The organism is Pseudomonas farsensis, from assembly GCF_014268805.2.
GTDB classification, from domain to species: domain Bacteria; phylum Pseudomonadota; class Gammaproteobacteria; order Pseudomonadales; family Pseudomonadaceae; genus Aquipseudomonas; species Aquipseudomonas farsensis.
The window spans coordinates 581,356-595,398 of sequence record NZ_JABWRF020000001.1 but is presented as its reverse complement, the minus strand read 5'-3'; the positions used below and the strand labels follow the sequence as shown (position 1 = coordinate 595,398).

The window sequence follows — 14,043 nt, the reverse complement described above, 5'->3', positions numbered from 1 at the left end:
CGCCATGCGTGACCATGACCCTTTTGAACGCCGCCCCGTCCGGGGCGAGCGCGGTCCTCGGGTGTTTGCCCCCGGTGACCTGAAGCTGTTGATCCTGTCGATGCTGGCCAGCCAGCCTGGCCATGGCTACGACCTGATCCGCCAGATCGAAAACCTCTTCGACGCCAGCTACAGCCCAAGCCCAGGGGTGATCTACCCAACCCTCAATTACCTGGAAGAAGCCGAGCTGATCAGCGGCCAGGTGCAGGGCAGCAAACGCCTGTATGCCATCACCGAGGCCGGCCGCAACGCCTTGGCCGAACAGGCGGTCGCCCTCGACGGCGTACGCATGCGTATCGAGGTCAGCAAGCGCGCCCTGCGCGGCCACGACCGCCCCGCCGAAATTCACCAGGCGGTCGGCAACCTGCGCCACGCCTTGCACATGCACAGCGGCCACTGGACGCCGGAGGAGATCGCGCGGGTCAGCACCCTGCTCAACGACACCGCCAAGGCCATCGCCGCTGGGCCCGCCATTACGGAGTACACGCCATGAGCGACAGCATTCACCGCGTCAACCATCAAATCCGCCAGCGCCGCTTGGTAGTGCTGCGGGTCACCGAGCTGACCCCGCGCATGCGCCGCATTACCTTGGGCGGCGCCGAGCTTGCCGGCTTCAGCAGCCTGGGCACGGACGACCACATCAAGCTGCTGTTCGCCACCACGGCTGAGCAGCAACAGGCCATCGATGCGCGCGAGCTGAACCGCGACGGCGCCCGGCCAACCATGCGCGAGTACACGCCGCGGCGCATCGACCTGGTCAACCTGGAGCTGGATATCGACTTCGTGCTGCATGGCGACGGCCCAGCGTCCACCTGGGCTGCGCAGGCGACGCCTGGGCAAACGCTGAATATCGCGGGGCCGAGAGCGTCGCTGGTGGTTCCAGATATTTTCGACAGCTATTTGTTGATTGGCGATGAAACGGCGATCCCGGCCATCGCCCGGCGCCTGGAAGCATTGCCTGCCGGGCGCCGGGTGGTGGCGGTGATCCAGATCGAAGACGACCAGGAGCGCCAGGTGCTGGCCAGCCAGGCGCAGGTGGAGGTGACCTGGGTGCTCCGGCATCAGCAGGACCTTCTGCAGGTGGTCAGCGGCTTGAGCCTGCCGCAAGGGCGGCTGTACAGCTGGGTAGCGTTGGAAAAGTCGCTGACCCGCCAAGCCAAGGCGCTGCTGCTGGATAAAGGCGTGCAGGAGGATGCATTGAAAGCCGCCGCCTACTGGCGGGCTGAGGGTACGGCGGACGACGATTGATGCTCGCCTGCTCAGGCCCCATCGCAGGCTGTCGCCAGCTCCCACAGGGATCTCGGCCGGCCCTCAAAATTGCGGCGATGCGCGGTTTCTGTGGGAGCTGGCGCCAGCCTGCGATGAGGCCAGAGGCCTGTACACTTATCGCCCAGCGCGCCAGCGGTCCACACCCAGCAGCACCAGCCCAATCCCCCAGAACCCCGCAAGCACGCCAAGTGCATTGAGCATTGCCTGCCCATAGCCCAGTTGCGCCACATCCACGAACGGATAGGGATACACCCCGATCTCATGCCCGCGCAGCAGCACCAGGGCAAAGTAGCCCGCCGGGTACAGCGCCCAAGCAGCCAGGTGCCAAACGCGCAACTGCCCCTTGGGCACCTCGCACCACCAGTACACCGCGAACACCAGCGGCATTACGTCGTGCAGCAACTCGTCTGCCAGCCACTGCCAGCCCTCGGGGTGCCACAAGTGGCGCAGCAGCACGCTGTAGGCCAGCGCCACCAGCACGATACTGGTGGCGATGCAGCTGCTGACCGCAGGCGACAGAAACCAGCGCCGCGCACGTGACTCACGGCCAAACGCCGCATGGGTCAGCACCGTGGCCACCAGGGTGTTGCTGAGCACGGTAAAAAAACAGAACAAGTTGACCAGCCCGCCGATGAGGCTGGCCTGTTCCTGCCAGCGCGCCCACAGCACCAGGTACATCTGGATCGCCAGGCCCGTCCAGCCGAGTACGGCAGCCACGGCCAGCCATGGGCGCTGCGGCATCAGCCTTTGCGCTGCAACTTGAGGTACAGGTGCTCGACTTTCTCACGGGCCCACGGGGTTTTGCGCAGGAAGGTCAGGCTCGACTTGATGCTCGGGTCGCTCTTGAAGCAGCGGATATCGACACGCTCGGCCAGGCCCTGCCATTGGTAGTGCGCCACCAGCTCGGTGAGGATCTGCTCGAGGGTCTTGCCGTGCAGCGCATTGTGTTGGGCCGTGCTCATGCCAGTGCTCCAGGTTCGTGAAGGTGCGCACCTTACACCAGTGTAGAGGCCAGTGGCAGGCACATGGCCCCCGAGAACAGGGTGGGAGCGGGCTTGCACCGCGATGAAGCCACTATCCACCCGTGGCATGGCCTGACCCGCCCCGCGATGGATGCAGGACTGTTACAACAACGGCAACAATCCCCTGCGACATTTTGTCTTTTTTTCTTACAAATTCCCCTATATTCTCCCGCCGCACGCTGAAACGCTTCATCTAGACACCTTTGCTGCCATAACCCTCGAAGTATTCCTGCCTCGAAGGGTTTGCCGTTCCTTCAATAAATTAAAGATAGCGCTATCTCATGCTCCAACTGCCTGTTGTTCGTTATTGCGCCTTGGCCGCCCTGGTGGGCTCGCCACTCATCGCCAACGCTGCCGAAATGTTTGCCAACGACTCCCCGTGGATGCTCGGCGACTGGGGCGGCACCCGCACCGAGTTGCTGGAAAAAGGCTACGACTTCACCCTCGGCTACACCGGCGAAATGGGCAGCAACCTGCACGGCGGCTACAGCCACGACCGCGCAGCACGCTACAGCGACCAGTTCACCCTGGGCGCGCACATGGACCTGGAGAAGATCCTCGGCTGGCACGACACCGAGTTCCAGCTCACCGTGACCGAGCGCCACGGCGACAACATCAGCAACGACCGCATCAACGACCCACGGGTCGGCGGGTTCACCTCGGCCCAGGAAGTCTGGGGCCGCGGCGAAACCTGGCGGCTGACCCAGATGTGGATCAAGCAGAAATACTTCGACGGCGCACTGGATGTGAAATTCGGCCGTTTCGGCGAAGGCGAGGACTTCAACAGTTTCCCGTGCGACTTCCAGAACCTGGCGTTCTGCGGCTCGCAGGTGGGCAACTGGGTGGGCGGCATCTGGTACAACTGGCCGGTCAGCCAGTGGGCGCTGCGCGTGCGCTACAACCTCAACGATCAGCTTTACGCACAGGTTGGGGTGTTCGAGCAGAACCCCTCCAACCTTGAATCCGGCAACGGCTTCAAACTCAGCGGCAGTGGCACGCAAGGCGCCGTGATGCCGATCGAACTGGTGTGGAGCCCGCGGGTCAATGGCCTTGAAGGGGAATATCGCGCCGGCTACTACTACAGTAATGCCAAGGCACAGGATGTTCTCAAGGACAGCAATGGCCAGCCTGCGGCAATCAGTGGCGCCGCCTACCGCAGCAGCTCGAGCAAGCATGGGTTGTGGCTGGGCGCCCAGCAGCAGGTCACCGCCCAGGCGTCCGACGCCTCGCGCGGCCTGAGCCTGTTCGCCAATGCCACGTTGCATGACAAGAAGACCAATGCCATCGACAACTATGTGCAGGCTGGTGTGGTTTACAAAGGGCCCTTCGATGCCCGTGCCAAGGACGACATCGGTTTCGCCCTTGCCCGCGTGCACGTCAACCCCGGGTACCGCAAGAACGCCCGCCTCAGCAACCAGGCCGCGGGCCTGGACGACTACGACAACCCCGGTTTCCTGCCGGTGCAGGACACCGAATACAGCGCCGAACTGTATTACGGCGTTCACCTGGCCGACTGGCTGACCGTGCGCCCGAACCTGCAGTACATCCGCCATCCGGGCGGGGTGTCGCGGGTCGATGACGCGCTGATCGGCGGCCTGAAGATTCAAAGCACTTTCTGACCTGACACTTTCACTTACACGGAGAACCTGACATGAGCACTGACGGTGCCGAGACTGGAACCCGCTGGCTACCCCGGCTGATGGGCGTGCTGCTGTTGCTGATGGGCCTGGCCCTGTTGGCCGGCGGCATCAAACTGAGCCAACTGGGCGGCTCGCTCTACTACCTCATCGCAGGCATCGGCTTTGCCCTGTCCGGCGTGCTGTTGCTGGCGCTGCGCCGCATCGCCCTGGGCCTGTATGGCCTGGTGCTGCTGGGCAGCACAGTGTGGGCCCTGATGGAAGTCGGCCTGGACTGGTGGCAATTGGTGCCACGCCTGGCCATCTGGTTTGCCCTCGGCGTGGTCCTGCTGCTGCCCTGGGCACGGCGCCCGCTCAGCGGCCCGGCAGCAACGGTCAATACGGCACTGCTCGGCCTTGCAGTGGTGGCCTCCGGCGCCAGCGCCATTGGCAGCCAGTTCACCCACCCAGGCGAGATTCACGGCCAGTTCACCCGTGACAGCAGCGAAATGGCCAGTGCCGCACCGGCCATGCCCGATGGCGACTGGCAGGCCTACGGGCGCAGCGAACACGGCGACCGCTACTCGCCGCTGCGCCAGATCACCCCGCAGAACGCCTACCAGCTCACCGAAGCCTGGCGCATCCGCACCGGTGACCTGCCGACCGACAACGACCCGGTCGAGCTGACCAACGAAAACACCCCGCTCAAGGCCAACGGCATGCTCTACGCGTGCACGCCACATGGCCGAGTGCTGGCGCTGGACCCGGACACCGGTGCCGAGATCTGGCGTTTAGACCCGCAGATCACCAGCCCCACCAAGACCTTCAAGGGTTTTGCCCACATGACCTGCCGTGGCGTCTCGTTCTATGACGAGAACAGCTACATCAGCCGCGACGGCAGCCCGGCACCGAAAATCAGCGACGCCGGCCAGGCCGTGGCCCAAGCCTGCCCACGCCGCCTGTACCTGCCCACCGCCGACGCCCGCCTGATCGCCATCAATGCCGATAACGGCAAGGTTTGCGAAGGCTTCGCCAACCAGGGCCAGATCGACCTGACCCGCGGCATCGGCCCGTTCACCGCGGGGGGTTACTACTCCACCTCGCCTGCGGCAATCACCCGCGACCTGGTGATCATCGGCGGCCACGTTACCGACAACGAGTCGACCAACGAGCCATCCGGCGTGATCCGCGCCTATGACGTGCACGACGGCCGCCTGGTATGGAACTGGGACAGCAACAACCCGGACGACACCAAGCCGCTGGCCGACGGCAAGCAGTACAGCCGCAACTCGGCCAACATGTGGTCGCTGGCAAGCGTCGACGAAGAGCTGGGCATGGTCTACCTGCCTTTGGGCAACCAGACCCCCGACCAGTGGGGCGCCGACCGCACCCCAGGCGCCGAGAAGTACAGCGCAGGCGTAGTCGCCCTGGACCTGGCCACGGGCAAGGTGCGCTGGAACTACCAGTTCACCCACCACGACCTGTGGGACATGGACGTTGGTAGCCAGCCAACATTGGTGCACCTGAAGACCGACGATGGCGTCAAACCCGCCGTGATCGTGCCGACCAAACAGGGCAGCCTGTACGTGTTGGACCGCCGCGACGGCACCCCGATCGTGCCGATCCATGAGATCCCGGTGCCACAGGGCGCCGTCAAGGGCGACCACACCGCGCCGACCCAGGCCCGTTCCGACCTGAACCTGCTGGGCCCTGAGCTGACCGAACAGGCCATGTGGGGCGCTACGCCGTTCGACCAACTGATCTGCCGCATCCAGTTCCGCGAGCTGCGTTACGAAGGCCAGTACACCCCGCCGTCCGAACAGGGCAGCCTGATCTACCCAGGCAACGTCGGGGTGTTCAACTGGGGCGGCGTTTCAGTCGACCCGGTGCGCCAGCTGCTGTTCACCTCGCCCAACTACATGGCCTTCGTGTCGAAGATGGTGCCACGCGAGCAAGTTGCCGCAGGCAGCAAGCGCGAAAGCGAGACCAGCGGCGTGCAGCCCAACACCGGCGCACCGTACGCGGTGATCATGCACCCGTTCATGTCGCCGCTGGGCGTACCGTGCCAGGCCCCGGCCTGGGGTTATGTGGCCGCCATCGACCTGTTCACCAACAAGGTGGTGTGGAAGCACAAGAACGGCACCACCCGTGACAGCACGCCAGTGCCGATCGGCCTGCCGGTTGGCGTGCCGAGCATGGGCGGTTCGATTGTCACCGCAGGTGGCGTAGGCTTCCTCAGCGGCACGCTGGACCAGTACCTGCGCGCCTATGACGTGAGCAACGGCAAAGAGCTGTGGAGCGCCCGCCTGCCGGCCGGCGGCCAAGCCACGCCGATGACCTATACCGGCAAGGACGGCAAGCAGTACGTACTGATCGTCGCCGGCGGCCACGGCTCGCTGGGCACCAAGATGGGCGACTACATCATCGCCTACAAACTCGGCGAGTAAGTCTGCATCGCGGGGCAAGCCCGCTCCCACCGGTTGGTGTGGGAGCGGGCGTGCCCCGCGATGGCATCTGTCATCTACCATTGAAACCTGTTGCCCCCCGCCCCATCTAAGCACCCATAGCCATTGACGCAGGTGCCCCATGAGCGACCAGCAGGATTTTCCCGATCACCCTGACGAACACAGCGAAGTCGAGCATCTGGCCGCAGCGCCCGGCACCGGCCACCTCCTTGCCCTGCCCGGCCAGCAACTGCCGGACAAGGTCTATGTGATCCCCATTCACAACCGCCCGTTCTTCCCAGCACAAGTGCTGCCGGTGATCGTCAACGAAGAGCCATGGGCCGAAACCCTGGACCTGGTGGCCAAGTCCGAGCACCACAGCCTGGCGCTGTTCTACATGGACAGCCCGCCCGAAGATCACCGCCATTTCGACACCAAGGCCCTGCCCGAATACGGCACCCTGGTGAAGGTGCACCACGCCAGCCGTGAAGGCGGCAAGCTGCAATTCGTCGCCCAGGGCCTGACCCGCGTGCGCATCCGCACCTGGCTCAAGCACCACCGCCCGCCGTACCTGGTTGAAGTCGAATACCCCCGCCAGTCCACCGAGCCCACCGACGAGGTGAAGGCCTACGGCATGGCCCTGATCAACGCGATCAAAGAGCTGCTGCCGCTCAACCCGTTGTACAGCGAAGAGCTTAAAAACTACCTCAACCGCTTCAGCCCCAACGACCCTTCGCCGCTCACCGACTTCGCCGCCGCACTGACCTCCGCCACTGGCAGCCAGTTGCAGGAAGTGCTCGATTGCGTGCCCATGCTCAAGCGCATGGAAAAGGTCCTGCCGATGCTGCGCAAGGAGGTCGAGGTCGCCCGCCTGCAGAACGAGATTTCTGCCGAGGTGAACCGCCAGATCGGGGAACACCAGCGCGAATTCTTCCTCAAGGAGCAGCTTAAGGTCATCCAGCAGGAGCTGGGCCTGACCAAGGACGACCGCAGCGCCGACCTTGAGCAGTTCCAGCAGCGCCTGGTCGGCAAGACCCTGCCCGAGCAAGCGAAAAAACGCATCGACGAAGAAATGGGCAAGCTTGGCATTCTGGAAACCGGCTCGCCCGAGTACGCCGTCACGCGCAATTACCTGGACTGGGCCACCGCCTTGCCCTGGGGCGTGTACGGCGCTGACAAGCTCGACCTCAAGCATGCGCGCAAAGTGCTCGACCGCCACCACGCCGGGCTCGATGACATCAAGGAGCGCATCCTTGAGTTCCTCGCCGTCGGTGCCTGGAAGGGCGAAATCAGCGGCTCCATCGTGCTGCTGGTTGGCCCGCCGGGGGTGGGCAAGACCAGTATCGGCAAGTCCATCGCTGAATCCCTTGGCCGGCCGTTCTATCGCTTCAGTGTCGGCGGCATGCGCGACGAAGCCGAAATCAAAGGCCACCGGCGCACCTACATTGGCGCCCAGCCGGGCAAGTTGGTGCAGGCGCTCAAGGACGTCGAGGTGATGAACCCGGTGATCATGCTCGACGAAATCGACAAGATGGGCCAGAGCTACCAGGGCGACCCCGCCTCGGCCTTGCTCGAAACCCTCGACCCCGAGCAGAACGTCGACTTCCTCGATCACTACCTCGACCTGCGCCTGGACCTGTCGAAAGTGCTGTTCGTGTGCACCGCCAACACCCTGGACTCGATCCCCGGCCCGTTGCTTGACCGCATGGAGGTGATCCGCCTGTCTGGCTACATCACCGAAGAAAAGATGGCCATCGCCAAGCGCCACCTGTGGCCCAAGCAGCTGGAAAAAGCCGGCGTATCGAAAAACAGCCTGGCCATCAGCGACGGCGCGCTGCGTACCGTAATCGAGGGCTATGCCCGCGAAGCCGGCGTGCGGCAGTTGGAAAAGCAGCTCGGCAAGCTGGTGCGCAAGGCCGTGGTCAAGCTGCTGGATGCCCCCGATGCCAAGCTCAAGATCGCCAATAAAGACCTCGAAGCGGCCTTGGGCATGCCGGTATTTCGCAGCGAACAGGTGCTGGCCGGTAAAGGCGTCATCACCGGCCTTGCCTGGACCAGCATGGGCGGCGCCACCTTGCCCATCGAAGCCACACGCATTCATACCCTCAACCGCGGCTTCAAGCTCACCGGCAAGCTGGGGGATGTGATGAAGGAGTCTGCCGAAATCGCCTACAGCTATATCAGCTCCAACCTCAAGGCATTCGGCGCGGACCCGGCGTTCTTCAACGAGGCATTCATTCACCTGCACGTGCCCGAGGGTGCCACCCCCAAAGACGGCCCAAGCGCCGGGGTGACCATGGCCAGTGCGCTGCTCTCGCTGGCCCGTGACCAGGCGCCGAAAAAAGGCGTGGCCATGACTGGCGAACTGACCCTTACTGGCCAGGTGCTGCCGATTGGCGGGGTACGCGAGAAAGTGATCGCCGCGCGCCGGCAGAAGATCTTCGAGCTGATCCTGCCAGAGCCTAACCGTGGCGACTTCGAGGAATTGCCTGATTACCTGAAAGAGGGCCTGACGGTGCACTTTGCACGGCGCTATGCCGACGTTGCCAAAGTGTTGTTCTGACACCTGCCACACACAGCGGCCCGCGCAAGCGGGCCTGCTTGCCCAGGGGCCGACATCAGCAGCCGCTTCGGGTATTCTGCGGCTATCTTCCGCCTGCGGAGCCTTTATGACCGCCCATCGTTTGCTTGCTCCCTTTAGCCTTGCCCTGCTCGCCGCCTGTGCCCAGCAACCCAAAGGCCCGGTAGAACTCGACGCCGAAAGCGAATGCCCCAAGCGTCTGGTAGTAGGCCAGACCCTGGCCTTGACGCTGCCCGCCAACCCCACCACGGGCTATCGCTGGCTGCTGCAGAACCCGGCCTCGAATATCCTGCAAAGCCTTGGCCCAGAGGTGTACAGCGCACCCGAAGACGCCGGCATCGTCGGCAGCGCGGGTGTGTCTTCATGGCGTTTCCAGGCCAAGGCCGCCGGCGACGGGCATCTGGTGCTGGTCTATCAACAGCCCTGGGCCCCAGAGGTACGCCCGGTGCAGACATTCGATTGCCAGATCAGGGTCACGGGTGGTTGATCAGGCACACCACCGGTTAGCGATTTGGCTTGCTGTCGACCTTTGGATAAAATGCCGGCCTTGAAAGACATCGCATCGAGCCAACTGTGAGCCAACCCCCCGACCGTTTATTCGCCCAGCCTCTGGAACAAGTGCCCGACTTCGTCTTCAACGAGGACGTGGTGCGGGTGTTCCCGGACATGATCAAGCGCTCGGTACCCGGCTACCCGACCATCGTCGAGAACCTCGGTGTGCTCGCGGCGCGCTTCGCCCAGCCCAATACGGCGCTGTATGACCTCGGCGCCTCACTGGGCGCCGTTACCCAGGCCCTGCGCCGCCATGTGCGGGTCGACGGCTGCCGGGTCATTGCGGTGGACAATTCCGCCGCCATGGTCGAACGCTGCCAGCAATACCTCAACGCCCAAGACTCGATGTTCCAGGAGCTGCTGCCGGTTGAAGTGGTCGAGGCAGACATCCTCAACCTTGCCCTGCAACCGGCCTCGGTGGTGGCGATGAACTTCACCTTGCAGTTCATCGCGCCCGAGCAGCGCCTGGCGCTGCTGGCGCAAATTCGCCAGGCTTTGCTGCCGGGCGGCGCGCTGATTCTGTCCGAAAAGCTGTGCTTTGCCGATGACCAGCAACAGCAACTGCTCAACGAGCTGCACCTGGACTTCAAACGTGCCAATGGCTACAGCGAGCTGGAAATTGCCCAGAAGCGCAGCGCCATCGAGCATGTGATGAAGCCCGACACCTTGCAGGCCCACGAGCAACGTTTGCGCGAGGCCGGTTTCTCCAAGGTCGTGCCGTGGTTCCAGTGCCTTAACTTCGCCTCTCTGATAGCCCTGCCATGATCGATCTTTCCCCCCTCGTCCGCCGCCTGGCGGGTACGCCGCTGGCTACCTGGTCGCAAGGCCTGCAGGCCCAACTCGACGCCAAGCTTGAAAAAGGCCACGGCGACCTCGACCGCTGGCGCGGCGCACTTGAGGCGCTGCCCAAGCTTGTGCCGAGCGAAATCGACCTGGTCAACGGCCTGCGCCTGGATTGCGACTGCGACCCGGCCACCCGCGCACAAATGCGCGAGGCACTGATGGGCTTGTCGCCGTGGCGCAAAGGGCCGTTCGACCTGTTCGGCGTGCATGTCGATACCGAGTGGCGCTCGGACTGGAAATGGTCGCGGGTCGGCCCGCACCTGGACCTCAAGGGCAAGCGCGTGCTCGATGTCGGCTGTGGCAATGGCTATTACCAATGGCGCATGCTCGGTGCTGGCGCCGACATGGTGGTGGGTGTCGACCCTAACTGGCTGTTCTTCTGCCAGTTCCAGGCTGTGCAGCAGTACCTGCCGCAGCTACCGGCCTGGCACCTGCCCTTCGCCCTGGAAGACCTGCCGGCCAACCTCGAGGGGTTCGATACGGTGTTCTCCATGGGCGTGTTCTACCATCGCCGCTCGCCCATCGAGCACCTGCTGGCGCTCAAGGACTGCCTGGTAAAAGGGGGGGAGCTGGTGCTGGAGACACTGGTCATCGAGGGCGACGAGAACCAGGTGCTGGTGCCCGAAGACCGTTACGCGCAGATGCGCAACGTGTGGTACCTGCCGTCGGTACCGGCCTTGGCGCGCTGGTTGCGCCGCGCAGGTTTCAGCGATGTGCGCTGCGTCGATGTCAGCGTCACCAGCCTTGAGGAGCAGCGCAGTACCGAGTGGATGCGCTACCAGTCGCTGGGCGATTTCCTCGACCCCAACGACCCCGGTAAAACCGTCGAAGGCCTGCCGGCCCCGCGCCGCGCCACGTTGCTGGCGCGCAAGTAAAAAAGGCGCCGGCAGCCAAGCTGCGGGCGCCTGAAGTCACCTGCGCCGTGGAGCGGTTGCGGCGCAGGTGCAGTGCCTCTCAATCCTTCGCAACCTTGCGGGCCTTGGCTTCACGCTCACGCTCGGCAACCGCCTGCGCCTGGTCGTTGCCATACAGCCGCGCCTGATCTTCGCGAAACGCCTGCCAGAACTGCTTGGATCGCTCCGCGCCACCTTCGGCGAAAACGCTGGTGCTGCCCAGGGCGAGGATTGCCAACAGCAGGTACTTGCTCAGGTTCATGGTGCTTGCCTCGTGGTAACCGTTTAGTTGAGGCAATCTTGCCAAGGGCTAGCTAACACCAAGGTGAGCCGCGCATTACAGTCTTGAAAGCCGCATCTCGAATTGCTGTGGGGCGGGCTTGCTCGGAATGCCGAACCACCGCGAGGGGGCTCAGGCACAGCACCGTCAGCGACATGGCCGGCAGATTACAAATTCGTTATCCACGCCGCTTGGCTGCTCGTATCCCGTAACATGCCCCCGCTTGACCCTGATGCTGCTACAGGGTCGAGAATCGCCCCCCCCTTTCTTTCGCCCCACCGAGCCTGAGCATGCGCCTACTGATCATCGAGGACGAACCCCGTACCGCCGACTACCTGCAACAGGGCCTGCGTGAAAACGGCTATGTGGTCGACTGCGCCTACACCGGCACCGATGGCCTGCACCTGGCCCGCCAGCAGCCCTACGACCTGGTGATCCTCGACGTCAACCTGCCCGAGCTGGACGGCTGGAGCGTGCTGCAACGCCTGCGCGCCGAATCCGCCACGCGCATCATGATGCTCACCGCCCACGGGCGGCTGGCCGACCGGGTAAAGGGGCTGGACCTGGGCGCCGATGACTACCTGCTCAAACCCTTCGAGTTTCCAGAGCTGCTGGCACGCATCCGCAGCCTGCTGCGGCGCACCGAACAAAACCTGCAGCCCAGCACCCTGAAGGTTGCCAACCTGGAGCTTGACCCTGGCCGGCATCGGGCCTGGCGTGCCGGCCAGCGCATCGACCTGACCGCCAAGGAGTTCACCCTGCTGCACCTGCTGATGCGCCAGAGCGGCGAGGTATTGTCGCGCACGCAGATCATCTCGCTGGTGTGGGACATGAACTTCGATTGCGACACCAACGTGGTCGAGGTGTCGATCCGCCGCTTGCGAGCAAAAATCGACGACCCGTTCGAAGACAAGCTCATCCACACCCTGCGCGGCGTCGGCTACGTGCTGGAGGCGCGGGCGTGAAGCCAGCCACGCTGTCCATGCGCCTTGGCCTTACCGTCATACTGATGGGCGCGGCGCTGGTACTGCTGCTGGCAGCCCTGGCGGTGTTCGCCCTCGATCATGAGCTGGACAGCCGGGCGCGCAAGGACCTTACCCGCAAGATGCTGCAGGTCGAGCACAACCTGCGGGTGGATCTGCGCAGTGACGACCTCGGCGTACGGGCGCACCCACTGCTGGACCTGGTGATGGGCCACGACAACCTCAGCCTCAGCGTGCTGGCCATCAATAGCCGCCACCCTGCCCTGCTGAGCCTGGGCCCGGCGCTGCAATCACAGCATCTGCAAGCACTGCCTGCACAGGCGCAGCTCACCTTCCATGAGTGGCGCGACGCCAGCGACACGCCGATGCTCACCGCCAGCCGCGTGATGCAACTACGTGATGACACCCCGGTGAAGGTGCTGATGTCGCTGAACCGCAACGATGACAGCGCACTGCTCGATGCGTACCTGCATTCAACCTTGCTGGGCCTGCCGCTGGTGTTGCTGCTGATCGGCGTTGCCGCCTGGAAGCTGGTGCAGCGCGGCCTGCGGCCTTTACGGCATTTTCGAAGAATTGCCGGGTTGGTCTCGGCCCAGGACCTGGGCCACCGCTTGCCCCATGAAGGGCTGCCGCTGGAGCTGGCGGACCTTGCCCGGGCAATCAACGTGATGCTCGACCGCCTCGACCACGGCGTAAGCCAACTGTCGCAGTTCTCCGATGACCTGGCCCATGAACTGCGTACCCCGCTGAGTAACCTGATGGGCAAGGCGCAAGTCACCCTGGCGCGCGAGCGCGACGCCGGGCGTTACCGTGAGGCGCTGGAAGACAGCGTGGAGGAACTGACGCGGCTCAGCCGGATCATCAATGACATGCTGTTTCTGGCCCAGGTCAGCCAGCCCCACAGCCAGGTTGGCCTGGCGCCGCTGGCGTTGGCAGACGAGGTGGCGCGGGTCAGCGAGTTGTTTGCCTTCAGCGCCGAACTCAAGGATATCTCGCTGCAACTGCAAGGCTGGGGCACCGCGCTTGCGGACAAGCTGATGTTCCAGCGGGCACTGTCCAACCTGCTGAGCAATGCCATTCGGCACGGCGCCGAAGGGCAGCCGGTGACGGTTGGGGTCGAGCGGGTGGCGGACGGCATGGCTGTGTGGGTCGAAAACTGCGGGCCGGGCATTGCTGAAGCAGACCTGCCGCACCTGTTCGAACGGTTCTACCGCGCAGGCAGCGGGCGTTCCAGGCTGGAAGGTGGTACCGGGCTGGGGCTTGCCATCGTGCAGTCGATCATGCGCCTGCATGGCGGGCGGGTCGAAGTGCGCAGCGCAGTGCAAGGGCCTACGCGCTTCAGCCTGGTGTTTCAGACGCAGTGATGGGCTGGCGTTGAGGGCCCTTCACCTGATCGCAGGCCGTGCTCAACCGCAACATTGCTGGTTGAACCCAATCCTGTGGGAGATTCTATGGTTTTGTACAAGCCTGTTCCCGTCAGATATATATCCTTGTGGCGAGCGGGCTTGCCCCGCGTTGGGC

At 64.1% G+C, this 14,043-nt stretch carries 13 protein-coding genes; 10 read left to right on the top strand and 3 right to left on the bottom strand.

The annotated features are described in order from the left end of the window. Positions 1-4 precede the first annotated feature (4 nt). Together HU719_RS02665 and HU719_RS02660 are read left to right on the top strand one after the other, a co-directional pair. The gene (locus HU719_RS02665) at positions 5-532 is read left to right on the top strand and encodes a PadR family transcriptional regulator (RefSeq protein WP_186536529.1); all 528 of its coding nucleotides are present in this window, start codon (positions 5-7) and stop codon (positions 530-532) included. Next, on the top strand, positions 529-1,287 hold the full coding sequence (locus HU719_RS02660; RefSeq protein WP_186536530.1) for a siderophore-interacting protein: 759 nt from the start codon (positions 529-531) through the stop codon (positions 1,285-1,287). Before HU719_RS02665 ends, HU719_RS02660 begins: the two co-directional genes overlap by 4 nt. A gap of 135 nt (positions 1,288-1,422) precedes the next feature. Here HU719_RS02660 and HU719_RS02655 read toward each other — a convergent pair whose 3' ends face one another. Both HU719_RS02655 and HU719_RS02650 read right to left on the bottom strand, forming a co-directional pair. Then, a complete protein-coding gene (locus HU719_RS02655; RefSeq protein ID WP_186520753.1) occupies positions 1,423-2,049 on the bottom strand; it encodes a Pr6Pr family membrane protein in 627 nt (208 codons plus the stop codon). Then, positions 2,049-2,270: a VF530 family protein gene (locus HU719_RS02650; RefSeq protein WP_186520752.1), complete on the bottom strand. Its 222-nt coding sequence runs from the start codon at positions 2,268-2,270 to the stop codon at positions 2,049-2,051. Before HU719_RS02650 ends, HU719_RS02655 begins: the two co-directional genes overlap by 1 nt. Positions 2,271-2,611: 341 nt before the next feature. On the opposite strand from HU719_RS02650, the gene HU719_RS02645 reads away from it, so the two are divergent. From HU719_RS02645 to cmoB, 6 genes are all read left to right on the top strand, one after another. Next, positions 2,612-3,949, top strand: coding sequence for a carbohydrate porin (locus HU719_RS02645; protein ID WP_186520751.1), 1,338 nt, complete (start codon positions 2,612-2,614; stop codon positions 3,947-3,949). Between the two features lie 32 nt (positions 3,950-3,981). After that, positions 3,982-6,393: a glucose/quinate/shikimate family membrane-bound PQQ-dependent dehydrogenase gene (locus HU719_RS02640; protein WP_186520750.1), complete on the top strand. Its 2,412-nt coding sequence runs from the start codon at positions 3,982-3,984 to the stop codon at positions 6,391-6,393. Positions 6,394-6,532: 139 nt separating this feature from the next. Beyond that, positions 6,533-8,953, top strand: a complete 2,421-nt coding sequence (lon, locus tag HU719_RS02635) for an endopeptidase La (protein ID WP_225917099.1) — start codon at positions 6,533-6,535, stop codon at positions 8,951-8,953. A 106-nt stretch (positions 8,954-9,059) separates the two neighbouring features. Beyond that, positions 9,060-9,458: a protease inhibitor I42 family protein gene (locus HU719_RS02630; RefSeq protein WP_186536532.1), complete on the top strand. Its 399-nt coding sequence runs from the start codon at positions 9,060-9,062 to the stop codon at positions 9,456-9,458. An 86-nt stretch (positions 9,459-9,544) separates the two neighbouring features. Beyond that, positions 9,545-10,288 carry a carboxy-S-adenosyl-L-methionine synthase CmoA gene (gene cmoA / locus HU719_RS02625; RefSeq protein WP_186536534.1) on the top strand — a complete coding sequence of 248 codons (744 nt, stop codon included), beginning with the start codon at positions 9,545-9,547 and terminating at the stop codon, positions 10,286-10,288. Then, positions 10,285-11,241 carry a tRNA 5-methoxyuridine(34)/uridine 5-oxyacetic acid(34) synthase CmoB gene (cmoB, locus tag HU719_RS02620; protein ID WP_186536535.1) on the top strand — a complete coding sequence of 319 codons (957 nt, stop codon included), beginning with the start codon at positions 10,285-10,287 and terminating at the stop codon, positions 11,239-11,241. The genes cmoA and cmoB overlap by 4 nt, the downstream gene beginning before the upstream one ends. A gap of 79 nt (positions 11,242-11,320) precedes the next feature. Here the strand turns inward: cmoB and HU719_RS02615 are convergent, their stop codons facing one another. Then, on the bottom strand, positions 11,321-11,521 hold the full coding sequence (locus tag HU719_RS02615; RefSeq protein WP_186520746.1) for a hypothetical protein: 201 nt from the start codon (positions 11,519-11,521) through the stop codon (positions 11,321-11,323). Between the two features lie 308 nt (positions 11,522-11,829). Between HU719_RS02615 and HU719_RS02610 the strand changes: the two genes are divergently transcribed. Both HU719_RS02610 and HU719_RS02605 read left to right on the top strand, forming a co-directional pair. Further along, entirely contained in the window at positions 11,830-12,504 is a 675-nt protein-coding gene (locus HU719_RS02610; protein ID WP_186536536.1) for a heavy metal response regulator transcription factor, read from the top strand. Continuing rightward, positions 12,501-13,886: a heavy metal sensor histidine kinase gene (locus HU719_RS02605; RefSeq protein ID WP_186536538.1), complete on the top strand. Its 1,386-nt coding sequence runs from the start codon at positions 12,501-12,503 to the stop codon at positions 13,884-13,886. Before HU719_RS02610 ends, HU719_RS02605 begins: the two co-directional genes overlap by 4 nt. The last annotated feature ends 157 nt before the right edge of the window (positions 13,887-14,043 follow it).